Origin of the sequence: Pedobacter miscanthi (genome assembly GCF_003315595.1) — a bacterium.
GTDB lineage: Bacteria > Bacteroidota > Bacteroidia > Sphingobacteriales > Sphingobacteriaceae > Pedobacter > Pedobacter miscanthi.
Window position 1 is genome coordinate 40452 of the sequence record NZ_QNQU01000010.1, and the last position, 26768, is coordinate 67219.

The window sequence follows — 26768 nt, forward strand, 5'->3', positions numbered from 1 at the left end:
TATTTTTTTTAAAAAATTGTTACACAGCTGAACAAAAAACCTGCTGGAAATTAAATTGTGTATTTAAGTTGAAATGCTTCTTGTTGCTAAGTCCAATCAAATTTACCATGCGAAGAATTTTGACGTAATAACCCCCTAATATAGACTATTTCGCACGCTACATCACAAGATATTAGTTCCCGATCTTTGTATAGAGATCGATTCAGCTGAACGAATCTTTGAATAAAAAATCAACAGGAGAAAATAACTATAAACAATTATCAACTTATCGTCCAATGAAAAACAACATCAATCCGGCATTACAAGAGTTAAAGCAATTTATCGGCAACTGGGAAATGGAAATATCAAATGCATCTTTCTTACCCGATGCCAATGCAATTATTAAAGTAGGGGCATCTTTTGAATGGTTTGAAGAAGGAGAATTTTTAATCTTACGCCAAGGCACAAAAAATAAGGAAACACCATGGGCAATATGGTTTATTGGTCATGATAAAGATGCACAACACTATACCGTACTGTACATTGATGATCAGCAATCATCCCGGGTATATGAAATGAGTTTTGAAAACAGGATATGGAAAATGTGGCGCAATGGCCCTCAATTTTTACAACGCTTTACTGGCGAAATCAGCCAGGATAAAAACATCATCTCGGGATATTGGGAAAAGTCTGTAGATGGGAAAAACTGGGAGCACGATTTTCACCTCACTTATAAAAAAGCCTTATAGAATTAATGCAAAAAAATGGGCAAATTCGTCCCCTGATTTTAAGAAACGATTGATATGCAGGAATTAGAAAATTCTATCAGGGATTATTTCATGGTCAGTCCGGAGGATTGTAAAACAATAGCCGGACTGTTTAAAAGTGAAACAATAAAAAAGAATGCTTTTTGGTGCCAAACGGGCAGGCCATGCGATAAAATGAGCTTTGTACAGGATGGGATTTTCAGGCTTTATGCCGATCATCCATCGGGGAGGGAAATTACCCAATGGATAGCAGTAAACGGATCTTTCCTTACCGATGTCTCAGCGTTTATGCTTAAAAGCACCTGTACATTTAATATAAGGGCGCTAACTACCTGTAAAATATTCACCATTGATCGTAAGCATTATGAAACCCTGGGGAATTTGGTGCCAAAGTGGTCCGAAATTGAAAAACTATTCATCAGCCGGTGTTTTGTGACCATGGAAAAAAGGGTTTTCGACCTGATATCACTTTCTGCTGAAGAACGTTACAAACAGCTTTTCAGCTATAACCGCGAATTGTTTAATCAGGTTCCGTTACAATACTTGGCATCGATGCTTGGCATGACTCCCGAAACGCTTAGCCGCATCAGACGCAAGTTAATTTCTTGATTTTTATCAAGCCGGAAGGTGGTAACAGATCCTACTTTTGGATTATGAAGTCACTAATTAAAATCGAAGAAGCTGCCATTACCGTTATTTCGGTATATTTTTTAACCAGGTATAATTTAGGCCTGTCTTTCTGGGTATGGATCCCACTTTTTTTCGCTCCCGATATTGCGATGTTAGGCTATGTTGGTGGCACGCGGTTAGGTGCTGTTTTTTACAACCTGGTTCATCACCGTGCTGTTGGCCTTGCCCTGGCTGGTATTGGATTGCTTACTTCAAAAGATATTTTCCTGTCTGTAGGGATTCTGTTGTTCGCACATTCGTCTTTCGACAGGATGATGGGTTACGGATTGAAATATGATGATAATTTCAGGCATACACACCTGGGCTGGATGGGAAAAGCCGGTAAAGAAACCACTCCTGAACAAATGGGTTAACCGCCGGCATGGTTAACAGGATTTTATTATGGTTCTGATGCGCTGTGGTATATAAAATGGTCAGGGAAAGTTCCCTGACCATTTTAATTTATGATCTTAGTGCCTCGGCACCGGCAATTGCTACCTGATGGTCCTGATCAACAGTTCCGCCGGATACTCCGATCGCCCCGATTACCTGGCCGGTTTCATCTTTTAAAACCACACCACCGGGGAAAGTGATCAATCCGCCATTTGAATGCTCGATATTGTACAATGGTTGTCCGGGTTGCGAAAGCTTACCAATTTCACCCGAATCCATATCAAAAAACCTTGCTGTTTTTGCTTTTTTAATGGAGATATCAATTGATCCGAGCCAGGCATTGTCCATTCTGTGAAATGCCTTTAAATTGGCGCCTTCATCAACAACCGCAATGTTCATGGCTACGCCGATCTCTTTTGCTTTGGCCTTGGCTGCCGAAGATAATTTTTCTACTGTTTCTAATGTTAAGCCCATCGTGTTTAATATTGATTATATGTATCTGATTAACATCCCGTAAGCAATATTGTTCTTCTCTAAAGGCCTTTTATTATGCTAAAAGCTCTCCCATTCCGAATAAGGTTAAGCCTTTGCCAAACTGCTCTGCAACAGCCTGGTTGGCAGCATCTATGTATTCACCCGTTATCGGATCAACAACTGTTCTTAACGGTCTTTTACCTTTTTCGGTGGCTATTAATTTCACAATTGCATCAGCAACGTCCTGTGGATTGGTTTGATGGCTCTGAATCAGCCCACCCAGAGCAGTCATCATTTTATTCGGAATATCAGCGATGGCACCATAACCTTCGAACACGGACTGATCTGAAGCATAGACTGTTTTTTGCGACATTTCAGTTGGAAATGCACCAGGCTCCAAAATCGCCACATCTATTCCTAAACGTTTAACTTCGTAATGCAAACCTTCACTAAGTCCTTCTAAACCGAACTTCGATGCGGCATAAACTGTTGCAAAGGGGAATGATACCCTTCCAAATCCACTGGTTACATTAATAATCAGGCCCTCCTGCTGTTTACGCATCGCTGGTAAAACCTGCCTGATAAATCTCCAGGGTGCAAAAACGTTTACATCAAACATGGCCTGTACATCTTCAGTGGTAAAACTTTCCGCTACGCCATGCATGGAAAATCCGGCGTTATTAACCAGTACATCAATGGAGCCTTCTTTAGAGATAATGGTTTTTACAGCCTGTTCAACGCTGCTTTCATCGGTAAGGCTAACATCAAGAACAGTTACATTATCAACCGCCGATAATGCTACTGCTTTATCTGCGTTTTTACTTGCAGTATCCCTCATCGTTGCATAAACCGTGTGACCTGCTGCCGCAACACTGTGTGCGGTAAGCCAGCCAAAACCACTATTTGTTCCTGTTATTAATACGATTTTTTTACTCATCTTTTTATTGTTTAAATGATCCATGCAAAGGTTGGGCAAGTGAACCATAAAACATTTACCATTTGGTAAAAAGCATCTTCAGCGGATATTTTTCCTTATTCTGCTTAGCGACTGCTGGGTAATACCAAGATAGGATGCCACGTAAGAAAGCGGGACACGGTTAACAAGTCCGGGAAAATGGTCGAGAAAGGAAAGATAGCGGGTTGTTGCATCTTCTGATACCAATGGACTTCTCCTTTCTATTGCTTTAAGGAGACAATTTTTGACAATGAGGTGCTCAATCTCTTTCCAGCCAACAATCGTGTTACCGATTTCATCCCAGTTCTTTTTCGAAAAGACCAGCAACTGACAGTCTGTTATCGCCTGTATATATTCTGAAGCAACCATTTGCATCTCAAACTTTTGCTGGTCGGAAACAAAATTATTTTCCTCAACAAAAGAATGTGTGATCTCTTCACTTTTATTGTTATAATAACAAAACCTGGTTACTCCTTTAAGAAGAAAACCTACATATCGTGGGATTTTACCAGCCTCCGAAAAATATTCCTCTTTGCGTAACTCCAGCGTTTCGGCCTTACTCAGGATAAGTTCAATCTGCTGGGGATTCAGGTTGCCGAATTGCAGTATGTAATTGACAAATTCTTCCATTTTACAAATTTCATCTTTATAAATGAAAACCTATTTACCATATGGTAAAAAATGCCGTATCCTAAAAGCAGATTTAACCCATTTAACCTTCTTAGAGTTCAAAACGCTGGTTAAGATATTCAGATCCCAGATAAAAAACTAACAATCAACGCATTAAACAGAATGATAATTTGATGACATTTAATATTCGGAATGTTCGTTCCAAATATTATACCTTTAAGGAACATTCATTCCATTAATAATAAAAAAAAGAAAAATGAGTAAATTGAAAGATAAGATTGCCGTTGTAACTGGTGGTACTTCGGGGATTGGTTTTGCTACAGCCAAGGCATTTATTGCGCAAGGTGCAAAAGTAGTTATCACGGGCCGTAAACAATCAACCCTTGATGAGGCCGTTAAGGAATTAGGTAATGATGCCATCGGCATACGTTCAGATGCCTCAAGTGTTAAGGATACAGAAAATTTAGCAGCACAGGTAAAGTCGTTATTTGGAAAGGTAGATATCCTGTTGGTAAATGCTGGTGGTGTTGAAGTGTTTGAGCCGATCGGACAAATCACTGAAGAAACTTTTGATACCGTTTCAGGCGTCAACTTTAAGGGCGCTGTATTTACTACGGAGAAGTTTGTTCCACTTTTGGTTGATGGCGCCTCAGTTATCCACCTGGCCTCTGTTTCAGCATTTTCGTTCAACGCCGGTAATGCCATTTATTCAGCAAGTAAGGCGGCGCTGGTGGCTTACAGTAAAAATGCTGCACTTGAACTGGCAGGAAGAAAAATCCGTGTAAATGTGGTAGAACCTGCACTGACAGAAACCCCTGGTATCCATAAGGGTGCTTTTGCAAACGATGAAATCCATACACACATCAAAACTTTGATGCCATTTAAGCGCTATGGAACCGCTGAAGAAGTATCCGGATTGATTGTCTTTTTAGCCTCCGATGAAGCGTCATTTATATCGGGCAGTGAAATCACCATTGATAGTGGTGCCTCCATCAACGTACCTATGCGGTTGTAATTTTTTTTGACCAAATACGGAACGATTATTCCAAATTACTTACCTTTGTGAAATTGTTAAATTTTACAAAGGTTTTTTTATGGCACGCACAAAGGTATTTAACGAGGCCGAAGTCTTGGATCGGGCAATGAACCTGTTCTGGCAAAAGGGATATCATGCAACATCTGCACAGGATTTGGTTGACGGGCTGGGTATTAGCCGGTCTAGTTTGTACGATACTTATGGCGATAAGCACTCGCTTTTTGTAATGGCTTTGAAACAATACCGCAAGGAAAGAATCGACCCGGTAATTCAAGGTATAAATAGTGCTGAGGATATTGAAGCTTATATCAGATTTGTTTTTGAGGCTGTAAAAGAAGATGCGCTGAGCGAATCCCGGTCATGGGGCTGTTTCATGGTAAATTCGGCCGTGGAACTGGGAACAGTTGATAGTGATGTGGCAGCCATTGCAAACGATATCATGAAAGACACGGAGGATATAATAGCTAAAGCCATCGAAAAAGGGCAACAACAAGGTGTTTTCACCAAAACGCATTCCGCAAGGTCATTATCGAGGTTTATTTTTAATTCGTTGAATGGACTTAGGGTAACGATGAAGTTTGATGCGAGCAAAAAAATGTTTGAGGATATTGTTAATGTTTGTCTCGCCAGCCTAAAAGCATGATTGGATAGGTGCAGAACTTGTTGAATTTGTCATTCGTTCGCGGAGTTTTATCCTTCCAATCAAGCCTTGAAGCTATTGCTAACACCTTTTCTAAAAAAACTCCTTTTCCAGGTCAGACTCTTTTGAGATATCCCCATCTGTGAAGTATTTTAATATTTTTTATTTACCTGGTTATTTTAGTGATCCCGTAGGTGCGGGTAATCTTCCACCTATTTATCCCCCAATCTAGTTATTTAAAGTATTGTTTTCAAGCCTATTTCCGCTGAGGAATTTTTATGCTTAACGGTTTCTCATTCCTAAGCATTCTGGCAGCCTCTCCTGTTAACCAAAGATAATGGTCTGAGGGTTTGTCGTCCAGGGTGATAAACGAGGTAGCTTTGCTTACCGGTGGATTATTTGTTGCTTTAAATATTGCGGTGGCCTCATTTACCTCATCAAACATGGCCACGTACAGCATTGTGGCACCTGCATTGATCACAGTGCTGATCTGCTGCCAGTAAAAGCGTCCGCCCTGCCTTGGAATTGATCCTATAGGTTTAATATCATCCGGAAACTCATATTTACTTAAGTTATGCCAGCTAAAGCCTGGGTAAATGCACGGAACATAATCGATATGGTGATCACGGCACCATTTTAAATCTGCCATCGTGTTATCGCGTAACCGGTCCATATCATTATGCAACAATGGAGAATAACGCTGTACAGACCATGGCAATATGATATCGCTCTTCTTGATAAGTTCATGCAGGTACGGGTCATTAATGCAATCTGCATTGAGCGTTCGCCACGCCATCGGAACGCCGAGCATTACCGAGCAGCCACCGTATACCGGATCATTTTTAAGAAAATCAATAAACTTATCAAGACCGATATTGCGCATATTATAGGGCCTGTCAGGGAACCCTACCCCCCAAATGGCGACAAGGGGTTTGCCATTATGATGAATATATGTCTTCTTTCCGGTCTGGTTTGTTACTTTAAGTTGATCTACCAGGTATTTCCAGTCCTCGATTAGTGCAGAGCAATCTTCTCCTGAAGCCTTCAGGCCAGAAAGATCATACATGATACCAATCGCCCTTTCATATTTCGAGGCTGCTTCAAAAGCATTTTTAAGAATGTCGGAAGCATTTTCATTCCTGCTTTTCGCAGCATTGAAAAACCTTTGCATAAACACACCGTCCACCCCATATTCCTTCATCCACTTAAAATGAAGATCTGTGGTACTTTTATCATGGGAACTGAAAAACTTAGCTAGTTGTCCATCACTGAGCTTCCACGGGGTATCGTAGGTTTTCTGATATTCCCCTACATCAGGCCACATATCAATTCCGCTTCGTTTCTCATCACCATAGGAATAACTTTTTGAATTTGTCCCGTCACCTTCGGCCCTAAACCAGCCCTGGTAACCAGCCATCACCAGGCCTTTATAAGACGGGTATTGGGTGTGCTTATCGTGCTTATGCTGAGCATTCCCATAACGCGGGGTAAAAAGCAAAAATATCAGGCATACACTTAAAAATTTCGTAGCTGGGCCCGCCAAAGGTTTACATATTTTTAAAAACTGTTTGCCAAACCGGTCTGGCTCATAATAATTACACACGGGACTACCCTGCTGATTGATGGGATGATTCGACTTTATTTTTAAGCCGGTTCTATCCGGATCAGTTTCACTTATTAAGTTTAAAGTCCTGGAATTAAATTGGGGGTTTGCGATGTTTACCTGCGACAAATTGTTATACATAAAGATGCTGGAGTTATTTGGTTAGTGATACGTTGGCAAACATATTTCAGAATATTAAAAAAATCTTAAAAAAAAATTAATGCATAAGCACAATTCCTTTTTTCCACTGGACTTTAACAAAAAAATAAATTAAAAATGCAGTGCACTTGTTTTTATTACAGATTCGGACTGACTAGCGGGATCAAAAAAAGTCTATGAATTTCTTTTAAGCCATACCATTTTCCAGCAAGAGGTTTTAACCGGGAAGAACTGACATTTACCTTAAACTTTTTAGTGTACTTTATTATTTTCAGTCGGCTTGCTTAGGTAACATTAACGGCTTATTCGATTAGCATAAGATCATTGATTTTAAGGCAAAGCGATGGGTATGAAATAGCTTTTATGCAAAAAAAACGGATTCAATCCCAATCTGGATTTGACCTAATCAGTGCTGATCAACCGGAAATATAAATACCTGATTGGATCATTAGCTACCCAAAAAATTTCTTATTGCAAAGCCTATTGCACATATCCAATTTTATCGGTAAAAACTACTGATTATATAAAATTATGCCCACCCGTTAAGGTTTTGTTAAGGTTTTGTTAGTTCAGGCAGCCTTTAATTGTATAAATAACCCAGGACGGATGACTTTCTAAAGATACCGCCCAGTGCAATTAACCTAACCTGATATTATATGTTTCACCGTAATCATCCGCCTTAGATACCTCTGCAAGTACCTGATTGCCTACCCAAAGGGTAAAAAAACCAAATATAAATCTATCACAGAGAACCAGTATGAAAAAATCCAAATACCTATTATTGCTATTTTTTCTTTTCCCGTTCAATCTGCTTGCCCAGCAGATGGTTACGATCCGCGGAAAAGTAACTGATGCTTCCGACGGGAAAATTCTACCCGGCGTTGTTGTTACCTCAAATTCGCCCACAGGTAAAATCTCGGTAAGTACAGATGACCAGGGAGCCTATTTGATTAAAGTTCCGGCAAATAGCCAGGAACTTAGCTACAGTTTTGTGGGAATGACTGCCCACACCGAAAAAATTGCAGGTAGAACAGTTATTAATGTTGTACTTGCCAGCAGCCAATCCGAGCTGGATGAAGTTGTGGTGATTGGCTACGGATCACAGAAAAAGGAAACGCTCACCGGATCAGTAGGTAATATTACCGCCAGGGATATCCAGACAACCACTGCCATCAGCCTGGCCCAGAAAATTCAGGGCAAGGTGGCCGGTCTTCAGATCAGGCAAAACGGAGGAGAACCTGGAACATTTGATAATTCAATAAATATCCGTGGTTATGGCGGAAGTCCGTTGTACGTTATAGACGGGGTGGCTAGAGAAGGTGCCGGCGAATTTCAGCGAATCAATCCGGAAGATATCGAAAGCATTTCTTTTCTTAAAGATGGTTCTGCGGCCATTTACGGTTTGCGGGCTTCAAACGGCGTGGTGCTGGTAACGACTAAAAAAGGTGCCAAAGGTGATGCTGCGTTTAATTATAATAGCTTCGTTGGTTTTTCTAGTCCGACAGATGTGCCCCGGATGGCCAATGCTGCCGAATGGATCCAAATGCGCAACGATGCGGCCTTTTTGGGCACAGGTTCACCTTTTATTCCAAGAGAAGAACTCAATAAATATATAACCGGAGCGCCGGGCTATGAAAGTACGGATTGGTATAGCGAGGTAATGAAAAAATCGGCAATACAGCAACAGCATAATGTGTCAGCAGCGGGCGGGGGTGATAAAACGCAATATTTTGTCAGTTTGGGTTACCAGCGCGAAAGCGGTTTGCTTAAAACCGGTGACATGGGATATTACAAATACAACATGAGGTCTAACCTGACCACACAACTAACCAAAAACCTGAAGGCTGAAATATTTATTGCCGGCAGGTACGACAACAGATTTACCCCAGGAGAAAATTTCTTTAACATATTTAAGGGTACCCGCGTAACACTACCAACTGAAAGGCCTTATGTGAACGGAAATACAGCATATCCTTCGATTGTTACACCCTCTAACCAAAACCCTGTGGTGTTGGCAGACCGGGATATCACCGGATATAGTGAAAACGTTAACAGGAATGTCCAGTCGACCGTGGCATTAAACTATAATGTGCCCGGAGTTGAGGGCTTGAAGATCCGTGCTGCAGCATCTTACGACATGAACGGCTATTCTAATAAGGACCTTTCGAAACCGTATAACCTCTACACCTTTGCCAATGGAAATTATGTAAAACAGCCGCAACGTGTGGGTACAGGAAACATTTCTAATGTTATAGACAATAACAACAACCTTACCCTGCAAGGCCAGGTAAGCTATAGCAGGTTATTTGCAAAAAAACACAATGTGGGGGGAACACTGGTTGTAGAGCAACAGCAGGGATGGAGCCGGAACACCCTGGCAAGGAGGTATTACGATTTTTATACCACAGACCAGCTCAATTATGCCGGTCTGAGAACGCCTGAGGCCGCAGGCCTTGAGGGCCAGAGTGCATATCTTGGATACGTAGGAAGGTTTAACTATGATTATGCAGGCAAATACCTCATCGATTTTGTTTTCCGTCAGGACGGTAATTATGCCTACAAAAACAAATGGGGTTTTTTCCCCGGAGTAAGCGCGGCCTGGAGGGTTTCAGAAGAAAATTTTATAAAAAACAAGCTGCCCCTGATCAGCAATTTAAAACTTAAAGCCTCTTTCGGTACCGCAGGCGCAGCGAACTCGGTAGCACCTTTCCAGTATGTACCAGGTTTCGGCACAACAGGGGGAGGAAATTACGAGTTTCAGAATGATATCCTCACCACCGGGATTGCAGCCCCGCCGATTGTGAACGAGAACCTAAGCTGGACCAAATCAGAGTTTATCGACTTTGGCCTGGAACTGGGGCTCTGGAAAAACCAGCTTACCTTCGAATTTGATGTGTATCAAAGGGATACCAAAGGAATCGCCGCCACCAGGAATGTATCCCTGCCCAACACTTTTGGTGCTACAATCCCCTTTGAGAACCTCAATAGCGACAGGGTACGTGGTATAGAATTTTCACTTGGCCACAATGGTTCAATCGGAGAATTTAAATACAATATTTCCGGAAATTTCAATTATTCCAGACAGATGGATTTGTATGTGGAGGGCGCCCCGTTTACCAACAGTTATGACCAGTGGCGTAACCAAAGAGCCTACAGGTACAGAGACATCAGCTGGGGTTACACTTACGCCGGCCAGTTTCAAAATAAAGAAGAAATCTTACAACACGCCCTGCAGAATGGAGACCAGGCCAATATCCGCGAACTTCCCGGAGATTATAAATTTCAGGATATCAATAATGATGGTGTAATCGATGACCGCGACATGCTTCCGCTGTTTGACGGATCAACACCTAAATTATTTTACGGTTTAACTTTGAATGGCTCTTTCAAGGGTTTCGATTTCAATTTGCTTCTACAGGGTTCAGGCAGGTATACGGTAAGGTTTAACGAAGTGTATGGTGAGATACTCGCCTTTAGGGGTAATACACCGGCATACTTTTTTGACCGCTGGAGACTTTCCGACCCCTATGATATCAACAGCGCATGGATTCCGGGAAAATATCCGGCCTCCAGGTTTAATGGTGATGTTGGAAGGATTTACACTGAAAGCTCGGTATGGAGAAGAGATGCCTCATACGTTCGATTGAAAAGTGTGGAACTGGGCTACTCCTTCCGCCCATCTTTTTTTGCAAAGGCCGGGATAAAAAAACTCAGGATTTACGCCAGTGCATTTAACCTGCTCACGATAACAGATCCTTTTGTTAAAGCATTTGACCCTGAAAGAGCAGAAGGATTGTTTAGCGCCGGTTTAAACTATCCTTTGTCAAAAACCTACAACTTCGGTATAAATCTTAATTTTTAAACGACACGATCATGAAAAATCAAAAAATATTTATACTAATGGTCTTGATGCCCTTTCTGCTTTCATCTTGCCAGAAGGTACTTGATCTTAAACCAACAGATAAATTGCAACCTGAGCAACTCTTCAGCGATCCGGAGGGCGTAAAGGTATATATGGCAAACTTATATTACCAGTTACCCATTGAGGACTTTACTTTTTTCAGACAAGGGGTAAATTTCAATGGTGGAGATCCAAACAATGGAGGTTTTGCACCGGCTATGGTTACCGATGAGGCCATGCATACCGAATTTGGTGATTTTATCGGAAACGATGATTTTAAATGGTGGGAACAAGGATATAAACTGATCCGGGAAGTAAACCTGATGATTGATGTAATCCCGACCCTGGCTATCAATGAGGCGGAAAAAAAAGCATTGATCGGTGAAAGTGCATTTATAAGGGCTTATGCCTACTTTTCACTGGCAAAACGTTATGGGGGTGTTCCGTTGATCAAGGGATCACAGCCCTATGGCTCTCCTGAATCATTGAAAGTGCCTCGCAGTACAGAAAAAGAAACCTGGGATTTCGTTTTACAGGAATGCGATGTCGCGATTGAAAACCTTGGTACTGAAAAAGGAAGAAGGGCAAACAAGTTTACCGCTTATGCACTCAAATCACGTGCAGCACTTCATGCCGCATCACTGGCCAAATTCGGCAGCAGGGCACCATTAACAGGCGATGCGGTCACCAAAAAACTTGTTGGGCTTGATGCTGCCACCGCAGCAGGATATTATGACGCTTGTATTAAGGCTTCCCAGGCAGTTATTGCCTCAGGCCAGTACAGTCTTTTCAGGCCTAATCCAGCCAACCCGGCTGAGGCGGCAGAGAACTACAGGCTATTGTTCGAAAATCCTAATTCGGCGCCCGAAGAGGCCATATTTGTGAAAGGATATGCCCTTCCCGGTACCAGCCTTGGCCACAATTACGATATCTGGTACCAACCTGCCCAATTGGCAAACGGATGGCCGCATCCGGGAAGGATGAATCCGACACTGGATTTGGTTGATACTTATGAGAGTTATGATGCTCCGGGAAAAAGCGCACCAATAGTAACCACATCAGACGGCATCACCGGCGATTACAATGGATATAGTCCAACTAAAAACTACATCAGGTATGATAGTCCAAATGCAATTTTTGCAAACAAGGATGCCAGACTTTGGGGAACAGCAGTTTTACCTGGCACATTGTGGAAAAATACCCCGATCATTATCCAGGCAGGTTATGTTAAGCCCAATGGTGAGGCAGTAATCAGGGTAAAAGACCAGATTACAATCGGAAACAATACATTCCACACCTATGGCGCTGCCAGTGTTACCCAATATTCGGGTTTTGATACCTATGGAGGCAATAATACAAGAACCGGTTTTTCATTTAAAAAGTTCCTCAACCAGCAGAAACCAGTCGTAGCAGGCTGGAATCAGAGTACTACCGATTTCATGGAGTTTAGGTATGCAGAAGTGCTATTGAATTATGCCGAGGCGGTAGTTGAAAGCGGTACCGGCGATGCAGTGCTTGCCGCAAAGGTGCTTAACGACATTCGAAAACGCGCCGCACACACCACCAATGAACCCCTTACCGTGGAGAATGTGCAGCGGGAAAGGCGCGTTGAACTGTCTTTCGAAAACAAACGCTTTTGGGACCTGATCAGAAGAAGGGAATTCCATACTGAGTTTAACAACAGAAGCATGCATACCCTCCTACCGCTCCAGGACCTTCGGGCGCTTCCGGCAACAAAATACATCTTTGTACGGGTTGTAGTTCCCAATACAAACCCGAGAACATTTGAACCAAAAACATATTACAGGTACATACCCGGGATTGGCACAAATGGTTTAGTTCAGAACCCACAGTATTAAAAAATCATGAAAAAGATCCATATCTATATTTTAGCAGTAACACTTGCGTTTTCTGCTTGTAAACTTGACAATCTGGAGAAGCCTGCGGCAGGTTTATCAGGAAAATTTATTGATGCACAAACCAACGAACTGGTTCAGCAGGATATTATACGCGGTACCCAAATTGAACTCAAAGAGCACGGTTATGACCCGGTATCATCACAGTTCCTCGTTGTTAAAACTGATGGCACCTACGAAAACAGCATGCTATTTGCAAATACCTATACCATACAACCGGTAAGGGGCAACTTTATCGCTGTAGAACCACAGGAGTTTAAGATAAGCCCCGGGTCGACCCTTGATTTTAAAGTTGTGCCTTATATCCGTATCAGAGAGGCCAGCATCACCAAAACTGGAAACAAGATCGTTGCTACCTTCAAAATCCAGCAGAATATCATCAGCAACGTAAAAAAGATCGGTTTGTACGCCCATGTCGATTCCCGCGTTGGCGAGCCTATGAGGCAGGCTGCTACAGAACGGGAACTGAATGCGGTTACGGATGCAAATCAGGTGTATACACTGGAGATCGATCTTCCTTCAAACAGCGCTGTACTCAAGCCAGGAAACCAGTATTATTTCCGGATCGGCGCACTGATCGATGCAAGCGAGGCTAAATTAAATTACGCACCCGCAGTACGTATAACGATATGATAAAACCGTTTGCCAGCCTGTTAACAGGTTAGCACTAAAAAACTAAATATATGATCACGAAAAAAACAGGTATCTTAGTTGTCATTTTAGCGTTGATTGGCTTTTCCTGCTCAAAAAGCGACACTGATAATGCTAACGGCGGTGGAGATCCGGGCCCACCTCAGATTCCGGTGAAAGAAATAGTTTATGATGAGACCGGATGTTTGTACACCTCTTATAATAACCTGGTAATGGCAGGCTATCAGGGATGGTTTGCCGCACAAGGTGATGACTCAAACCGTAGCTGGTACCATTACCGCAATGATTGCGGCTTCCAGCCCGGCTGTGCAGCGGTAGACTTTTGGCCGGATATGGCTGAATATAGTAAAAAATATATCAGTCCTTTCAGCTTCGCCAATGGCAATGCGGCTTATCTCTATAGCCCTTATGACGAAGAAAGTGTTGACCTTCATTTTAAATGGATGAAGGATTATGGTATTGACGGCGTTTTTATGCAGCGCTTTGTTGTAGAGGTAAAGGATTCCAATCCGGCAGGCAAAGGGCACTTTAACAAGGTGCTGGCAAACGCGCTTAAGGCAGCTAAAAAGTACAGCAGGGCTATAGGCGTTATGTATGACCTTAGCGGCTGTACCTCGCAGGATATGGCAGCGCTGGAAAAGGACTGGGCTGAAATACAGGCGGAATTTAGGCTGTTTGATAATGTGGCAAATCCAACATATATCAGGCACAATAAAAAGCCATTGTTAACGATCTGGGGAACCGGATTTAACGATAATAGAAAGTATAGCATTGCTGATGTACAACAAACCGTATCCAGGCTGAAGGGGCCTGAGAAAAAAGTATCGATTATGTTGGGGGTACCTTATTACTGGAGAACACTCAATAACGATACAGAGAATTCTCCCCTGCTGCATGCCCTTATTAAACAGGCCGATATCATTATGCCCTGGGCAGTTGGAAGATATAATGCAGACAATTATAACCAAACTGCAGGAACTGTGCTGGCAGGAGATATCCAATGGTGTGCCAATAACAACATCACCTATGTTCCCCTGGTATTTCCGGGCTTTAGCTGGGGGAACCTTAAGAAAGACCCTTCCGTTTATAATTCGATACCCCGCGGGCAAGGCAACTTCTTATGGAAACAGGTTGCCGGAGCCAAAATATCGGGAGCAAAATCACTTTATGTAGCCATGTTCGATGAGATTGACGAAGGCACTGCAATATTTAAGGCGCTGAGGGAAAATGAAGTTCCGCTGAATGGCTCAGGGAAGTTCACCGGTATCGAAAATAATTTGCAATCAGATTATTACCTCTGGCTTACAGGTCAGGCTGCAAACTGGTTCCACAATACCGGAAACTATTCTGCGGTAAAACCTATTAGACCATAAGTTATGGCTATTGGTAGCTTGACCAATTAGAACAGTGATATGGCCGGTACAGATTAATTGTACTGGCCATTTCATTTTTGAACATAAACATTACTATATAGTAATCCAGGCATCCCGGCTGCTGGAAAATTAACATAAATGTGTCAATTTCAAAATCAGGCTTGTAGGTATTTAGGTAAATACCTAAATTTGTGACATGAAAATACTTGAAGTAATCAAAGCATTATCCAATCAAACCCGTTTAGATATCCTGACCTGGTTGAAAGAGCCCTTTGATTATTTTCCGGCCAAGGAACTAATTGACTATAAGGCCTCACTGGGTGTATGTGTTTCCGACATAGCCAAAAAGGCTAAAATGTCCATTCCCACGGTTTCAGTTTATCTTAAAAATATGTCGGCAGCAAATCTTTTGATAGCAACCAGAAAAGACCAATGGACTTATTATAAACGCAATGAAAAGGCCATACAGCAATTAGCCCAGTTGATCAGCAAAAAACTATAAAAAAATTTAAAAATACATTTAGGAATTTACCTAAATAACTAAATCATAAAAACAATGAAAGCAGCAGTATTAAACGGATTTGGTCCGGTTGATAAGTTTGAAATACTTGAAATCCCTATCCCAACTCCCGGGCCTGGTGAAGTGCTGGTAAAAGTAATGGCCACATCGGTGAACCCCCTGGATTTTCAGGTTCGCCGGGGAGATTATAAAAATGAACTTCAACTTCCGGTAATTACCGGGCACGATATTTCCGGCGTGATTGTAGAGACCGGAACGGGCGTCAAAAATTTCAGGGCAGGTGATGAAGTGTATTATACTCCCGAAATTTTTAAAGGACAGGGAAGTTATGCAGAATACCACTGTGCCAATGAATCCATCATCGCGAGAAAACCTGAAAATATAAACCATATCGAGGCCGCAACATTCCCTTTGGCAGCAGGTACAGCCTGGGAAATGCTTTACACAAGGGCACAACTTAAAATCAACCAAACCGTTTTGATACATGGCGGCGCTGGCGGTGTAGGGATCCCCACTATTCAACTGGCAAAAGCAATGGGTGCTACAGTTTACACCACGGCGAGAAGTGTTCACCACGCATTTCTCAAAGAATTGGGAGCCGACCATATCATCGACTATGAAAAAGAAAACTATATCGATAAAATACTGGCGCTTACAGCTAACCGGGGCGTAGACGTCGTAATCGATACAATAGGTGGAAACACGCTCTCGGAAAGCGGAAAAGTGTTAAGCCAGATGGGACAAGTTGTTACATTGGTTGATATTGAAACACCCCAGAACCTGATCCACGCCTGGGGAAAAAATGCTACCTACCATTTTGTATTTACCAGACAGAACAGGAATAAACTGGACGAACTTACCAGACTGATCGAATCCGGAAAGCTAAAACCGGTATTAACCAAGGTTTTCCCGTTGCAGGAGATCGCTAAAGCACACAGTCTGCTTGAATTTAAGGATAGTGATAAAAATTTTTACGGAAAGATCGGTATACGGGTAGGCGATTAAAAAATGATGAAACAAAAATCAGATAATGGATAACAGGAACATTTTTATAAAGGCAAACAAGGCCCTTGCAGAAGGGAATTATAAGGAATTCATCACTTACTGCAGGGATGACATTAAGTGGGAAAACGTGGTGAGGAAACGTTTAATGGAAAGGCCGAACTTCTGGATTATATCTACTCAGTTTATACCGGACTGACATTTAAAACGGAAAATTACATCAAAGAAAATGATTTTATCATTGAGCTTGGCCAGATTACTTCACGGGGAAATGAGGCAAAAACGAGTGATTACTGCGATGTGTGGAGATTTAAAGATGGAATGATCAGCCAGGTCAGGTCGTTTGTGATTTAAAAAGGATTCGGGACAATCCCTGTTTTTTCGGTTTGCCAAAGCAGATTTTACATCAAATGCCCAACATTGGCATAACGGAGTGTTGGGTATTATCAGGATCAGAATAAAACCGGCTGATGGTCTGCAATGATACAGGCCATCAGTCGGGATTCACAAAAATCCGGTAGCATTCCCATGTTTGAACGCGACCTCTCAATGCCGTTATTTCACAACAGTTGCCTCAAGCTCAACCTTTAGGGTTTCAAAAAGCTCCACCACCTGGAACAAGGTCAGGGCCTGCCTTATTCCATTTTTTGCTATCCAATCTTTCAGTATCTCGAAGTGAGCCATAAACTCTTCGTTGGATGTGGTATACACATTGAGCCTTACAATATTCTTTACCTCATAATCTGATTCACCGATTACCTGCTCCAGATTTTTTATGGCCAGAAGCAACTGAGTTTTCATATCTGCATTGCTCGATGTTCCGTCGGCGTGAACTGCTGCCTGTCCGGCACAATAAAGGGTGCTCTGCACATTTTTTACTTCAACAGCCTGTACATAATTACGTCCGTCCTGCCATGTCCAGGGATTGATTTCTCTTTTTTCCATATCGTTTTTTTATATGGCAAAGGTCGGCAGTAAATACGGATGGTACTTGTGAGCTAACGCAAGATTATGCTGTGATCAACATCACATCGGATGCGAAAACCTGCTCAGGGTTTCCCTCGAAACGCCAAGAAAAGCGGCGAGCTGCGTTTTGGGTACACGCTGCACCAGCTTTGGATACTGCTTAAGCAGTTGCTCATATCTCTCCCTGGCATTTGAGGTGAGCATTGATAGTATCCGGCGCTGCGAACTGATAAAACCAAATGTTGCTTTTTCTAAAAAGAACCGCTCCATTTTTGGCACCCGTTTACAGAGTGCATGATAATCATTAAGGGAAATGCGCAAAACTTCAGTATCTTCAAGGCACTCCAGCGACATGGTCGCAGTTGCCCCTGTGTAAAAAGCCAGAAAATCACTTTCCCACCAATCTTCCATAGCAAACGCCACAATATGCTGTTTGCCGGATGTTTCTGTGAAAACCAATTTCAAGAGACCTGAAAGCACAAAATAATTATATTTAACGGGCTCACCTTCCTGTATAAGAAACTGATGTTTCCTGAATTTTTTCGTGCTGAAATGATCCATGATGCAGGAAAACTCGTCATCGGTAAGACCTATAATTTTTTCGATATGTTCCCGGAGTTGTTGCGCCATTGTTGGGTCAAAGATAATCATCATGGTTGAAAATTTTTTAATATACCTACCAGATGATTTCGCTGTGATCTTTTATTAACCTGGGCGCCACCTTAAAATTGATATGCAGGAAAATTAAACGATAGCAGGTAAATGGAGGAGTTTTAATCGATTATACACCAAAATACTTCGTCTTTTACATAACCATTTACTGATGGCAAATACATCAACGTTGTTGACTAACCTCACCAATGATCATGAGTTACTGGATATTGGTATGACCAAAATCGAAGGATAAAAAACAATCATGATTGATCGAATTATGATTGTTTTTTTGCCATCATCATTGTTGTCTGTAATTTTAGCATTCTGCCTTAACTACTGGCAAACATATCGTAGCGATGGTACCCCGGTAGTTATCGCCTAAGCGGATCTGAAAACTTGCCTTAAATCCATCATGTTGCCTGTTGATCATTTCCACCCTTTCCAAAATAGATTGAAGTCCTATAGATTTCTCCTTTATACCTTTGGGAAGCAGTGATTTTGTATTTTTCTGATAGCCAACCCCGTTATCAATAACTGTTATACAAATATGTTCTGTTTCAAAATTTAAGGCTACATCTAAATGCGCATCGGGTTGTGGCGATTCGATGAGCCCATGTAATATCGCATTTTCGATTAATGGCTGAATCAGCATGGGCGGTAAAAGAAAATCCTTAAGTTCTACTGCCTCATCAACCCTAAAGGTGTAAGTAAAAGCATGATCATAGCGCATAGCCTCCAACTCTGTATAAAGCTTAATTGCTTTCCATTCCCTATCAGCAGTGACCATGCTTTTGGTGGAGTTTTCGAGAATTAATCGGCTTAAGGCCGCAAATTTTTGGATCAGCCGCGAAGCCACTTTTTTATCGTTATCCATAATGTAAGATTCGATAGAATTTAATACATTAAAAATAAAATGTGGGTTCATCTGTGAACGTATGGCTTTCAGTTCACTTTCTGATAACTGGTTCTGGTAACTCAATTCAGTGTTAAGTTGGGCTGCCTGTTGTTGTTGCAGCGTGTTTTTAAACCGCAACTGCCTAATCCGGTATTTATTGTAGAGAAACAATATAACAGAACTTAAGATCACTAATATTAAAATACCATAAAGCCAAAGTTGCTTAAATTTGAGTTTACTTAATTGTAGTTCTTTATCACGGATGGCAATTTGTCTTTCGCTGTCAAGCGATGCAATCTTATTTTTAATTTCTTGGGAGTAAATCGAATCCTGAAGTTTAATGTGTTTTTTCAGGTTATACAAGGCTAATTTATAATCTTTTTTATATTCGCCTAATTGGGAATATGGCAGGGTAAGCTGAAAAATTAATTCATTTACACCAGCCTTTTCACTTAGTGCAATACTTTTGGCAAAATAGTTTTCAGCATCAGCCATTATCCTCTCTTTATTTAATTTTAGCTCCTTTTCTACTAATGCCAATTTCTTAGGATCTTTCAGTATTTCGAAATACACAAAACCATAATTACCGAGATTGGCAATGGCGTTTAGGTTATTTGGAGCTATCCGGTCCCAGATATTTTTAGCATTTTCGAGGTAATTGATCTGTTTAATGGGATTATTACTGTAAAGATCAACCATTTGCGTATAGATCACTGCTTTGCCAAGCTCATCGTCGGTTTGCTGGTAAAGTCTCAGTGCTTTTTGATAATATGGCTTTGATAATTCACCTTTGCCATCAAAAGCGTAGCTATTACCTAACATCTCAAGATTTTTAGCCTCGTTACTTTTAAAATTCGTACGCTGAAAAAGATAATCTGCTTTTAAAGCATAGTATCTGGCTTTTTCAAAATTGCCCTGCTGGATATACATGGCCGCTATATTAGTCTCAGATAGGGCAATGAGTCTGTTGTCCTTTACTTCTTCTGCTTTTTTTAATGCTTTAAAGAAAAAAGTTGCCGCCTCTTTGTACTTACTCATCCTTTGATAAATAGCTCCCAGGTTAGTATAACTTCCAGTGATAATCGACCTATCTTTTATTTCTTCTGCCAAAGCAAGTGCCCTATCTTGATTTTTAATGGCTTCATCGTATTTACCGATATCTAATTGAATTGACGCTATATCATTGACACATAACATCATACCGCGCTTATAACCAATTTTAGAGGCAAGTTTATAACCTTCCTCAACATACTGCATGGCCTTATCCGGGTTGTTGACAGACAGGACTGAATTGAGCTTAAAGAGGATATTTACCCTATTTGTGTCTGGCAAATTCTCATCCAGTAGTTTAAGAAGGCTATCTATTTTCTGCTTCCCATGTTGTTGCGCAAAACATTTCCTTGTAACAAAACAAAGAAAAAATAGACACAGCATTAATTTTATCAGCTTGCTCATTATCATAATTATATTCTACCTAAAATAACTAATAATTGCCTGTTTATTTTTTATCACTCGCTAAATAAAAAACCTTGTTTGCTCAGTTTAATGCGCATTTCATTTTCCGGGCATAAAATAGCAGGTAAAAAAATATAAATCCATTGTATCGCAAACATGCCTTTCGGGAATTATGAATAGAAATTATTCTCCAATGGCATGGGTTGCTTTCCTCAGCCTATCCATCCTTTCACTCATCTATCCATCTCACTCAATCATTGTGAAAAAATAGTATTTCCAGGTAAGCTAAACTTGTATCAGCAAAATGAAATAAACATTAGCTCAACCTAAAATTACAACTATGAAATACTTAACCCTTGCAATCGCTTGTTGCATTTTACTAGCCATTGCCTGTAAAAAAAATCCTGATCAGGCCCGGGAAGTTATTAAAGGCGACCTGAAAGAAACCATTGAAACCGTAAACGGCATTACCTATAAAATTTTTATGGGCAAAGATGCCACCACTTTTAAAGGCATTTTGGTGATGGGCAGTGGCAACGACGAAAACAATCCTACAGAAGGCAATTTAGATGGGGCCGCCGAAACCGCCATCTGCGAAAAAGCAGCAGCTAATGGTTATGCCGCGGCCATTGTTAAGTATCGTAAAACGCCTGGCAATGCCAATTCCGATGCCTGGAATACCAGTGCTAAAATGATTGGTGAAGATTACGATAAATGTATTGTAGCCATAGCCGGTAAATATAACATCAGCAAAGCAAAGGCTGTGGTAGGAGGTTACTCTTTCGCCTCTTACATGCTCTTTAGTGATATTTCTGCCAACAATACGCTTAGCTATTGTAAAGGTGTACTGGCTGCATGTGGCGGCAGCGGTGCCTGGAATGCCCAGAATTTTAAAGTTCCGGTTTTTGCCATCAACTGTAGTGGCAACAATGAAGGAGAGTATTATGGAAAGGGACTTTATGATCAGATACCGGCAAACTCACCAATTAAAGCCAAAAGTGAAGGCATCACCGATAATGGCTGCAGTACACACTGTGATGGCGACTGGACGGATAAAATGTACAATAAGATGGTTGTTTGGCTGAATTAAAAATAACAAGACAAACCATACCGACTAATAAATAAAATAATCAACCCTTAATTTAAAAACTATGAAAACATTAAAATTGATGTTAAGCGTCGTGATGCTGATGGCCACCTTAGCCGCCTGCAAAAAAGACAAGAATGATCCCAACGATCCAAACAACCCGGAAAACATCCAAAAGGTAACCAAAACAGATTTATTGCCTTATTTCATTGTAGCAGAGCGTAAAACCGGAGACCAGAAGCTGGCCATTATGACTTTTACAGAAGATGGTGACGGACTTAAGGTAAACCTGCACCGCCAAGGCTACCTCAGGAGTATCACAGCAGCGCTGAGCGATAATGTACTTAGCTTCGATTTAGATGGCACTGGCAACTATACCTACCGTTATACTCTTGAAAAAAATGCTTCAGGACAAATAACGCTGAAATCTTACCTGTATAGTGATAAGACCAATGCAGCCCAGGGATTTGAATATGCGGTTCTGGCCAACAGCACCAGTGTTCAGAATTATGAAAATGCCGATTTCAAAACAGGTAATCTCCTGTTCAGGTTTAGTGCTGCTAAAACCATCGATTGGGATATCAGGGAGCGCCAGATCGGCACTAAATATTATCCACCTCCCATCAATCAAACGCTTCCTGTTACCGGCATTGCTCCGGAGGTATCTATACCCTATTACGCATTAAGCGCAGGCAGTTTCAAAGCAAACAGTGATTTTATTGGCGCGATGGTACCTAACTGGAAAAATGTGAACAGCCCGGTTATGGTTATAGAACGCAGCAATATCATCTATCAGACAAATAAACAGTAATCATCAAATTAAAAACTAACAAAATGAAAAACGTTAAAAACATCCTGAAAATATTCATCATCATGAGTGTTTTCTTTACCCTGGCTTCGTGTAAAAAAGATAAAAATGAGGATGGGGCATCGGGAGCTGTAGCCGGCAAATTCGATTACCAGAATAACAGCAACAATATTAATTCCGGAGATTACAGAGGTGGAAACGGTGATGGTGCATGGCTTTATTTCCTTACCCCAGATTTTAATTCCGTACAGATCCGTTTCAAAAACCTGGGCAATTATGTCATTCCGATCGGCTCTTTTACCTATAAAAATGGTGCCCCTTACAATACCGCCACAAATTTTGCCGGAGGTGCGGTAACGGTTAACAATGTAAGCGATGAAATAAATGGCGGCACTGTGGTAATTGCTAAAGATGGCGACAAGTATACCATCACGTTTGATGCCACTACAGCCAAAGGTCCATTAAAAGGAAGTTATACAGGCACATTGAAAAAAATCTAATCAGACTGGCCATGAAAAACCTTAAAAAATTCGCTCCCTTATTGTTCCTGCTGCTAATGGCAGGAGCAATTAACTCTTGCAAAAAGAAAGTTCAAGACGAACCAGTAGATACCTGTGGCATACCCGAATTGCAGATAACCGCTTCAGCAGATGTGGCCAATCCCTGCGGGATTGCAGTATCGTCCGGCGGTAAGGTAGCCATTACAGAATTTAAACAACCTTATGGTTCTACCGGGACAACAAAAATCTGGAACAGCTATAGTGATCTGCTCACGAAAAAGGCACCTGCCCAAACTTTTCAAAGCGTGGGAGCCGAAGCCATTGCCTTTGACAACAATGAAAATTTATACATCACCGAAACCGAACTGAATGCCCGGATAGTCATCTATAAAAAGAATACTGTTAACGGGATTAGCACCTATCAGTATTCCAGGGTAATACAGGAAGGCTTCATCAATCCACGCGGAATTGCTTTCGACAGTAAAAACCGCCTGTACCTTGCCGATGACGGCAAAGACAGATTGCTCCGTTTTGATGATCCTTTAAACAGCAGTACCTTCAGTGTTCTGGCAGCAGTATTTGGAAGTCCGAAAGGACTGGCCATTGCCAATGATACCCTTTACCTTACCGGATATAGTACCGACAGGCTTTACAAGTATGGATTAACGGCATCAGGCGCTTTAGGTAAAAGTGTAATCGTAAACTTACCAAAACTGGTTGATGTTGCAGCTTATGGAAATATTGTTGCGGCGGCCTCCCCTGGCAACAAGCGCATTACCCTGTTAAACACCAACCAGATCCAATCAACCGAGGTGAACTTTACCGGCTGCACCAAAACGCTCACAGGCAGTGGAGATATCTATGGCCTGGCCTTTGTAAAAACAGCAAATGGTTACGGGCTTTTAGCAGCCCACTATAACCAAAACAAGATCATATTTTATCAACCTTAACCATACGTCCTACCATGAAAACCATCCTTACCATAATACTGTGCATTGTTGCAATCAATATCAGCGCACAAACAAAAAAAAGACCGGCAAAAAAACCGGTCAACCAAACAGTTGCAAAACCCACCTTACAACCACAACCCAAAGCTAAAGCCAGTACTAAGGCAGATGCTTACAGCACATCCCAAAACTACAGTACCGCAATCGGGGTTAAATTTCTCTATGGCATATCCCTTACTGCAAAACATTTCTTAAAAGAAAAACATGCTTTGGAAGGCATATTCACCTACAGGGGTTTTAATGGTCTGGGTAGCCAGATCGGAGTAAGTCTAGCCTACGAATACCACCTGCCTGTAAATGCTATACAGAATCTGAAATGCTATGTTGGTGGAGGTGGCCATTTCGAATATTTTTCATTCGATGATGATTTAGTTGATCCTACCACAACAGTTGGTGCTTTAGGTGTGTTGGGGCTCGAATATAAATTTAAAGGTCTTCCCATTGCCATTAGTGCGGATTGGCAACCAGTATTCACCTTCAATAGCGGCGGAGGCTTTAGCGCAGAAAATGGTGGTATAGGTGTTAAATATACTTTCTAAAACTATCGGTTATGAAAAAAATCCTCACCATTGCTTTTTTAAGCTTGCTAAGCCTGGGCGGCAGGGCACAAATTCGTTCGCAGGTGCCGGTAAACATACAGATTGCCAACAGCCAGAGCGATACAGAAAAAATCAGGATCCCCTTTCCCCAACCCACTACTTTACATGATAACGGCGGCTGGGAAAAAGGTCCGGGCAATTGGCAGCAGGCGATAAAACATCCTGTGGCCTACCGGAGCGGGCTATTATTCTTAGACCGCAAAAAGAATGGCCTGATCAAATATTTCATGGTCGAAATCCGTTTTGATAAAGCAGGAACAATAGACCTGACCGCCAACAGCATGGCCACAAGCAAAGCTGGCAAGAATACCTGGAAAACCATCTTTGGCAAACAGAATGAGGTTGTAAAACAAACCATTATCTGCACCGAAAACGATTTTGGTACCGAAATGTATATTTTTCTTAAAAATTTCAGGCCGTACAGGCGAAGCCAGGTAAACTGAGTGATGGATAAAAATCCCTCACCGGTACATTACCATAGAAAATATCCCGCGAAGGTTTGGCCAAACGGATTTAAAACCCGAATTTTATGATTAACACATTCCCCTATGTTAAAGGCTGTTATTTTAGACGATGAAACCCGAGGAAGTAAATTGCTTTCGCAAAAACTTCAATCTTTTGAGGATGAACTTCAGGTTGTGGGCATTTTTAACGAGCCTGCCAAAGCCCTGAATGCCATTATGACGCTGGATCCAGATGTTTTGTTTCTTGATGTAGAAATGCCAGGAATAAACGGCTTTCAATTTCTGGAGCGTTTGGGCAGCTTCAGTTTCGAGGTGATCTTTACCACCGCCTATGATAGTTATACATTGGAAGCACTCCGCCTGAGTGCTGTAGATTACCTGATGAAACCTGTAGATGAGGACGATCTGAAAACCGCTATCACCCGCTTACGTAAACGGGTAGCCGGAAAAATTAAACAAAGGAACCCAAAATCTGAGTTTTTAAATGCACGACTGGCATTACCAACCGCAGAAGGTGTTTATATCATCGATAAAACAACCATTCTCAGAGTAGAAGCCATGAGCAATTACAGCGTTTTCCTGCTTACCGATAATAAAAAAATCATTGTATCCAAAACCCTGAAAGAATATGAAGTGCAATTAAACGATGATTTTTTTATGCGCATTAATCGCTCGGTAATCGTAAACCTAAGTTATGTGGTAAAATACCGCAAGGGTGATGGTGGTACCTTAGAACTTAGCGATGGTGCAGAGGTAGAGGTTTCGCCGCAACGTAAAGAAGCGTTACTGCAGAGGTTGTTCTGAAGGCTTCATGCTAAAACCCGTACCCTTAATACAGGTTCAGTGTTTAAGGATCTGTTTTCTGTTGGTCCAAGCCTAAAATGTCCTTTTAAGTACGCCAGGCTATATGGTAAAAGACGGGTATAAAGTTCGGAATGCGAATTAGTGCAGACTTTAGCGAAATCCCATCTACTCTAATTGTAAAAATCTAGGATAATAAAAAACACTATTACCTTTTGGGAATAGTGTTTTTCATTAAGTTATCAGGTGTTATTGCCCCACTGCCCTGCTTATGTGTGAAATTTTACCATCTAGGCCATTGTGGTAGTGAAAATATTCAACAACCCGGTTACCACTACCGCCGTCCCAGAAAACGCCGGGTGCAGCACCAATATCGAAACTCGGAATTACCACCCTGATTCCCGGAGGTAAAGTCCCTTCAACTTTAATAACAGCATAATCATCATCCGTTTGTCCATCGGGATTATCAAATACGACAATTTGGGTATTACTCAGCGGGCCTTGAAGTACCATCGATTTAATCCTGTCGTTTGCACCACTAGGAATAGTTTTTTTAAGATTCAAAGGTTTTGTGGAATGATTTCCATAGGTGAGTACCAGGTTACCGGTACCGTTCCATTCCTGGTAGAAACCAAATAAGCCTTCCTGAGGGAGGGGGCTAAGTGGCTGGACGTCATTCGGGGCAACAGGTTGCCACTGACCGGTCACAACCTGTGCCGAAATCGCCTTTGAGGCTAACAAAAGCCCGGCAAATAATAATGTTTTGTAAATTTTTATAGTAAAAGATGTCTTTTTAAGTTTAACTTAAGACAAGGTATGGTTAATACAAAACAAAATCAATAATAATCAGAAATAAGCATGATC

27 protein-coding genes are annotated in these 26768 nt (G+C 41.5%); 19 read left to right on the forward strand and 8 right to left on the reverse strand.

What is annotated here, in order from left to right; genetic code table 11:
- The first annotated feature begins 275 nt into the window (after nucleotides 1-275).
- Genes DRW42_RS12845 through DRW42_RS12855 form a run of 3 tightly spaced genes read left to right on the forward strand, consistent with a single transcriptional unit; the run spans nucleotide 276 to nucleotide 1789 of the window.
- The gene (locus tag DRW42_RS12845) at nucleotides 276-728 is read left to right on the forward strand and encodes a hypothetical protein (protein ID WP_147243736.1); all 453 of its coding nucleotides are present in this window, start codon (nucleotides 276-278) and stop codon (nucleotides 726-728) included.
- Between the two features lie 54 nt (nucleotides 729-782).
- Nucleotides 783-1355, forward strand: a complete 573-nt coding sequence (locus DRW42_RS12850; RefSeq protein ID WP_113949232.1) for a Crp/Fnr family transcriptional regulator — start codon at nucleotides 783-785, stop codon at nucleotides 1353-1355.
- Between the two features lie 44 nt (nucleotides 1356-1399).
- Nucleotides 1400-1789, forward strand: a complete 390-nt coding sequence (locus DRW42_RS12855) for a DUF4260 domain-containing protein (protein WP_147243737.1) — start codon at nucleotides 1400-1402, stop codon at nucleotides 1787-1789.
- Nucleotides 1790-1877: 88 nt separating this feature from the next.
- Here the strand turns inward: DRW42_RS12855 and DRW42_RS12860 are convergent, their stop codons facing one another.
- The 3 genes from DRW42_RS12860 to DRW42_RS12870 all read right to left on the reverse strand — a co-directional run bounded on the left by DRW42_RS12860 (nucleotide 1878) and on the right by DRW42_RS12870 (nucleotide 3867).
- Complete coding sequence (locus DRW42_RS12860; RefSeq protein ID WP_113949234.1) at nucleotides 1878-2282, reverse strand: GlcG/HbpS family heme-binding protein; 405 nt, start codon at nucleotides 2280-2282, stop codon at nucleotides 1878-1880.
- A 73-nt stretch (nucleotides 2283-2355) separates the two neighbouring features.
- A complete protein-coding gene (locus DRW42_RS12865) occupies nucleotides 2356-3219 on the reverse strand; it encodes an SDR family oxidoreductase (protein ID WP_113949397.1) in 864 nt (287 codons plus the stop codon).
- Between the two features lie 78 nt (nucleotides 3220-3297).
- Nucleotides 3298-3867 (reverse strand): Crp/Fnr family transcriptional regulator, encoded by a 570-nt coding sequence (locus DRW42_RS12870; protein ID WP_113949235.1) that lies wholly within the window; start codon nucleotides 3865-3867, stop codon nucleotides 3298-3300.
- 256 nt (nucleotides 3868-4123) lie between these two features.
- On the opposite strand from DRW42_RS12870, the gene DRW42_RS12875 reads away from it, so the two are divergent.
- Both DRW42_RS12875 and DRW42_RS12880 read left to right on the forward strand, forming a co-directional pair.
- Complete coding sequence (locus DRW42_RS12875; RefSeq protein WP_113949236.1) at nucleotides 4124-4882, forward strand: glucose 1-dehydrogenase; 759 nt, start codon at nucleotides 4124-4126, stop codon at nucleotides 4880-4882.
- A gap of 79 nt (nucleotides 4883-4961) precedes the next feature.
- Complete coding sequence (locus DRW42_RS12880) at nucleotides 4962-5546, forward strand: TetR/AcrR family transcriptional regulator (protein WP_113949237.1); 585 nt, start codon at nucleotides 4962-4964, stop codon at nucleotides 5544-5546.
- A 253-nt stretch (nucleotides 5547-5799) separates the two neighbouring features.
- Here DRW42_RS12880 and DRW42_RS12885 read toward each other — a convergent pair whose 3' ends face one another.
- Nucleotides 5800-7287 (reverse strand): glycoside hydrolase family 99 protein, encoded by a 1488-nt coding sequence (locus tag DRW42_RS12885; protein ID WP_208643556.1) that lies wholly within the window; start codon nucleotides 7285-7287, stop codon nucleotides 5800-5802.
- A gap of 775 nt (nucleotides 7288-8062) precedes the next feature.
- On the opposite strand from DRW42_RS12885, the gene DRW42_RS12890 reads away from it, so the two are divergent.
- From DRW42_RS12890 to DRW42_RS12920, 7 genes are all read left to right on the forward strand, one after another.
- Nucleotides 8063-11167 (forward strand): SusC/RagA family TonB-linked outer membrane protein, encoded by a 3105-nt coding sequence (locus tag DRW42_RS12890; RefSeq protein ID WP_113949238.1) that lies wholly within the window; start codon nucleotides 8063-8065, stop codon nucleotides 11165-11167.
- Nucleotides 11168-11178: 11 nt separating this feature from the next.
- Nucleotides 11179-13065, forward strand: a complete 1887-nt coding sequence (locus tag DRW42_RS12895) for a RagB/SusD family nutrient uptake outer membrane protein (RefSeq protein ID WP_113949239.1) — start codon at nucleotides 11179-11181, stop codon at nucleotides 13063-13065.
- Nucleotides 13066-13071: 6 nt separating this feature from the next.
- Nucleotides 13072-13755 carry a DUF3823 domain-containing protein gene (locus tag DRW42_RS12900; RefSeq protein ID WP_113949240.1) on the forward strand — a complete coding sequence of 228 codons (684 nt, stop codon included), beginning with the start codon at nucleotides 13072-13074 and terminating at the stop codon, nucleotides 13753-13755.
- Between the two features lie 50 nt (nucleotides 13756-13805).
- Nucleotides 13806-15146 (forward strand): glycoside hydrolase family 99 protein, encoded by a 1341-nt coding sequence (locus DRW42_RS12905; protein ID WP_113949241.1) that lies wholly within the window; start codon nucleotides 13806-13808, stop codon nucleotides 15144-15146.
- Nucleotides 15147-15342: 196 nt separating this feature from the next.
- Nucleotides 15343-15648, forward strand: a complete 306-nt coding sequence (locus DRW42_RS12910) for an ArsR/SmtB family transcription factor (RefSeq protein ID WP_113949242.1) — start codon at nucleotides 15343-15345, stop codon at nucleotides 15646-15648.
- Between the two features lie 54 nt (nucleotides 15649-15702).
- Nucleotides 15703-16671 carry a zinc-dependent alcohol dehydrogenase family protein gene (locus tag DRW42_RS12915; RefSeq protein ID WP_113949243.1) on the forward strand — a complete coding sequence of 323 codons (969 nt, stop codon included), beginning with the start codon at nucleotides 15703-15705 and terminating at the stop codon, nucleotides 16669-16671.
- Nucleotides 16672-16788: 117 nt separating this feature from the next.
- Nucleotides 16789-17022 (forward strand): nuclear transport factor 2 family protein, encoded by a 234-nt coding sequence (locus tag DRW42_RS12920; protein ID WP_113949244.1) that lies wholly within the window; start codon nucleotides 16789-16791, stop codon nucleotides 17020-17022.
- 201 nt (nucleotides 17023-17223) lie between these two features.
- Here DRW42_RS12920 and DRW42_RS12925 read toward each other — a convergent pair whose 3' ends face one another.
- The 3 genes from DRW42_RS12925 to DRW42_RS12935 form a co-directional block, all read right to left on the reverse strand.
- Nucleotides 17224-17613 (reverse strand): RidA family protein, encoded by a 390-nt coding sequence (locus tag DRW42_RS12925; protein WP_113949245.1) that lies wholly within the window; start codon nucleotides 17611-17613, stop codon nucleotides 17224-17226.
- 81 nt (nucleotides 17614-17694) lie between these two features.
- The gene (locus tag DRW42_RS12930; protein ID WP_244215266.1) at nucleotides 17695-18288 is read right to left on the reverse strand and encodes a Crp/Fnr family transcriptional regulator; all 594 of its coding nucleotides are present in this window, start codon (nucleotides 18286-18288) and stop codon (nucleotides 17695-17697) included.
- Nucleotides 18289-18604: 316 nt separating this feature from the next.
- Entirely contained in the window at nucleotides 18605-20515 is a 1911-nt protein-coding gene (locus DRW42_RS12935) for a tetratricopeptide repeat-containing sensor histidine kinase (RefSeq protein WP_158544336.1), read from the reverse strand.
- Between the two features lie 463 nt (nucleotides 20516-20978).
- On the opposite strand from DRW42_RS12935, the gene DRW42_RS12940 reads away from it, so the two are divergent.
- From DRW42_RS12940 to DRW42_RS12970, 7 genes are all read left to right on the forward strand, one after another.
- Nucleotides 20979-21728, forward strand: a complete 750-nt coding sequence (locus DRW42_RS12940; protein WP_113949247.1) for a hypothetical protein — start codon at nucleotides 20979-20981, stop codon at nucleotides 21726-21728.
- A gap of 61 nt (nucleotides 21729-21789) precedes the next feature.
- The gene (locus DRW42_RS12945) at nucleotides 21790-22536 is read left to right on the forward strand and encodes a hypothetical protein (RefSeq protein WP_113949248.1); all 747 of its coding nucleotides are present in this window, start codon (nucleotides 21790-21792) and stop codon (nucleotides 22534-22536) included.
- Between the two features lie 23 nt (nucleotides 22537-22559).
- Nucleotides 22560-23033 carry a hypothetical protein gene (locus DRW42_RS12950; RefSeq protein WP_113949249.1) on the forward strand — a complete coding sequence of 158 codons (474 nt, stop codon included), beginning with the start codon at nucleotides 22560-22562 and terminating at the stop codon, nucleotides 23031-23033.
- 11 nt (nucleotides 23034-23044) lie between these two features.
- Nucleotides 23045-23983, forward strand: coding sequence for an NHL repeat-containing protein (locus DRW42_RS12955; protein WP_113949250.1), 939 nt, complete (start codon nucleotides 23045-23047; stop codon nucleotides 23981-23983).
- Between the two features lie 14 nt (nucleotides 23984-23997).
- A complete protein-coding gene (locus DRW42_RS12960; protein WP_113949251.1) occupies nucleotides 23998-24579 on the forward strand; it encodes a hypothetical protein in 582 nt (193 codons plus the stop codon).
- 11 nt (nucleotides 24580-24590) lie between these two features.
- Nucleotides 24591-25082 (forward strand): hypothetical protein, encoded by a 492-nt coding sequence (locus DRW42_RS12965; RefSeq protein ID WP_113949252.1) that lies wholly within the window; start codon nucleotides 24591-24593, stop codon nucleotides 25080-25082.
- Nucleotides 25083-25187: 105 nt separating this feature from the next.
- Complete coding sequence (locus DRW42_RS12970; protein ID WP_113949253.1) at nucleotides 25188-25907, forward strand: LytR/AlgR family response regulator transcription factor; 720 nt, start codon at nucleotides 25188-25190, stop codon at nucleotides 25905-25907.
- A 246-nt stretch (nucleotides 25908-26153) separates the two neighbouring features.
- On the opposite strand, the gene DRW42_RS12975 is transcribed toward DRW42_RS12970, so the two are convergent.
- Complete coding sequence (locus DRW42_RS12975; RefSeq protein WP_113949254.1) at nucleotides 26154-26645, reverse strand: hypothetical protein; 492 nt, start codon at nucleotides 26643-26645, stop codon at nucleotides 26154-26156.
- Between the last annotated feature and the right edge of the window lie 123 nt (nucleotides 26646-26768).

What these genes read in the sequence shown, in the direction of transcription:
- DRW42_RS12845 (WP_147243736.1), top strand. Translation starts at nt 276, where the DNA reads ATGAAAAACAACATCAATCCGGCATTACAAGAGTTAAAGCAATTTATC.
- DRW42_RS12850 (WP_113949232.1), top strand. Translation starts at nt 783, where the DNA reads ATGCAGGAATTAGAAAATTCTATCAGGGATTATTTCATGGTCAGTCCG.
- DRW42_RS12855 (WP_147243737.1), top strand. Translation starts at nt 1,400, where the DNA reads ATGAAGTCACTAATTAAAATCGAAGAAGCTGCCATTACCGTTATTTCG.
- DRW42_RS12860 (WP_113949234.1), bottom strand. Translation starts at nt 2,282, where the DNA reads ATGGGCTTAACATTAGAAACAGTAGAAAAATTATCTTCGGCAGCCAAG.
- DRW42_RS12865 (WP_113949397.1), bottom strand. Translation starts at nt 3,219, where the DNA reads ATGAGTAAAAAAATCGTATTAATAACAGGAACAAATAGTGGTTTTGGC.
- DRW42_RS12870 (WP_113949235.1), bottom strand. Translation starts at nt 3,867, where the DNA reads ATGGAAGAATTTGTCAATTACATACTGCAATTCGGCAACCTGAATCCC.
- DRW42_RS12875 (WP_113949236.1), top strand. Translation starts at nt 4,124, where the DNA reads ATGAGTAAATTGAAAGATAAGATTGCCGTTGTAACTGGTGGTACTTCG.
- DRW42_RS12880 (WP_113949237.1), top strand. Translation starts at nt 4,962, where the DNA reads ATGGCACGCACAAAGGTATTTAACGAGGCCGAAGTCTTGGATCGGGCA.
- DRW42_RS12885 (WP_208643556.1), bottom strand. Translation starts at nt 7,287, where the DNA reads ATGTATAACAATTTGTCGCAGGTAAACATCGCAAACCCCCAATTTAAT.
- DRW42_RS12890 (WP_113949238.1), top strand. Translation starts at nt 8,063, where the DNA reads ATGAAAAAATCCAAATACCTATTATTGCTATTTTTTCTTTTCCCGTTC.
- DRW42_RS12895 (WP_113949239.1), top strand. Translation starts at nt 11,179, where the DNA reads ATGAAAAATCAAAAAATATTTATACTAATGGTCTTGATGCCCTTTCTG.
- DRW42_RS12900 (WP_113949240.1), top strand. Translation starts at nt 13,072, where the DNA reads ATGAAAAAGATCCATATCTATATTTTAGCAGTAACACTTGCGTTTTCT.
- DRW42_RS12905 (WP_113949241.1), top strand. Translation starts at nt 13,806, where the DNA reads ATGATCACGAAAAAAACAGGTATCTTAGTTGTCATTTTAGCGTTGATT.
- DRW42_RS12910 (WP_113949242.1), top strand. Translation starts at nt 15,343, where the DNA reads ATGAAAATACTTGAAGTAATCAAAGCATTATCCAATCAAACCCGTTTA.
- DRW42_RS12915 (WP_113949243.1), top strand. Translation starts at nt 15,703, where the DNA reads ATGAAAGCAGCAGTATTAAACGGATTTGGTCCGGTTGATAAGTTTGAA.
- DRW42_RS12925 (WP_113949245.1), bottom strand. Translation starts at nt 17,613, where the DNA reads ATGGAAAAAAGAGAAATCAATCCCTGGACATGGCAGGACGGACGTAAT.
- DRW42_RS12930 (WP_244215266.1), bottom strand. Translation starts at nt 18,288, where the DNA reads ATGATGATTATCTTTGACCCAACAATGGCGCAACAACTCCGGGAACAT.
- DRW42_RS12940 (WP_113949247.1), top strand. Translation starts at nt 20,979, where the DNA reads ATGAAATACTTAACCCTTGCAATCGCTTGTTGCATTTTACTAGCCATT.
- DRW42_RS12945 (WP_113949248.1), top strand. Translation starts at nt 21,790, where the DNA reads ATGAAAACATTAAAATTGATGTTAAGCGTCGTGATGCTGATGGCCACC.
- DRW42_RS12950 (WP_113949249.1), top strand. Translation starts at nt 22,560, where the DNA reads ATGAAAAACGTTAAAAACATCCTGAAAATATTCATCATCATGAGTGTT.
- DRW42_RS12955 (WP_113949250.1), top strand. Translation starts at nt 23,045, where the DNA reads ATGAAAAACCTTAAAAAATTCGCTCCCTTATTGTTCCTGCTGCTAATG.
- DRW42_RS12960 (WP_113949251.1), top strand. Translation starts at nt 23,998, where the DNA reads ATGAAAACCATCCTTACCATAATACTGTGCATTGTTGCAATCAATATC.
- DRW42_RS12965 (WP_113949252.1), top strand. Translation starts at nt 24,591, where the DNA reads ATGAAAAAAATCCTCACCATTGCTTTTTTAAGCTTGCTAAGCCTGGGC.
- DRW42_RS12970 (WP_113949253.1), top strand. Translation starts at nt 25,188, where the DNA reads ATGTTAAAGGCTGTTATTTTAGACGATGAAACCCGAGGAAGTAAATTG.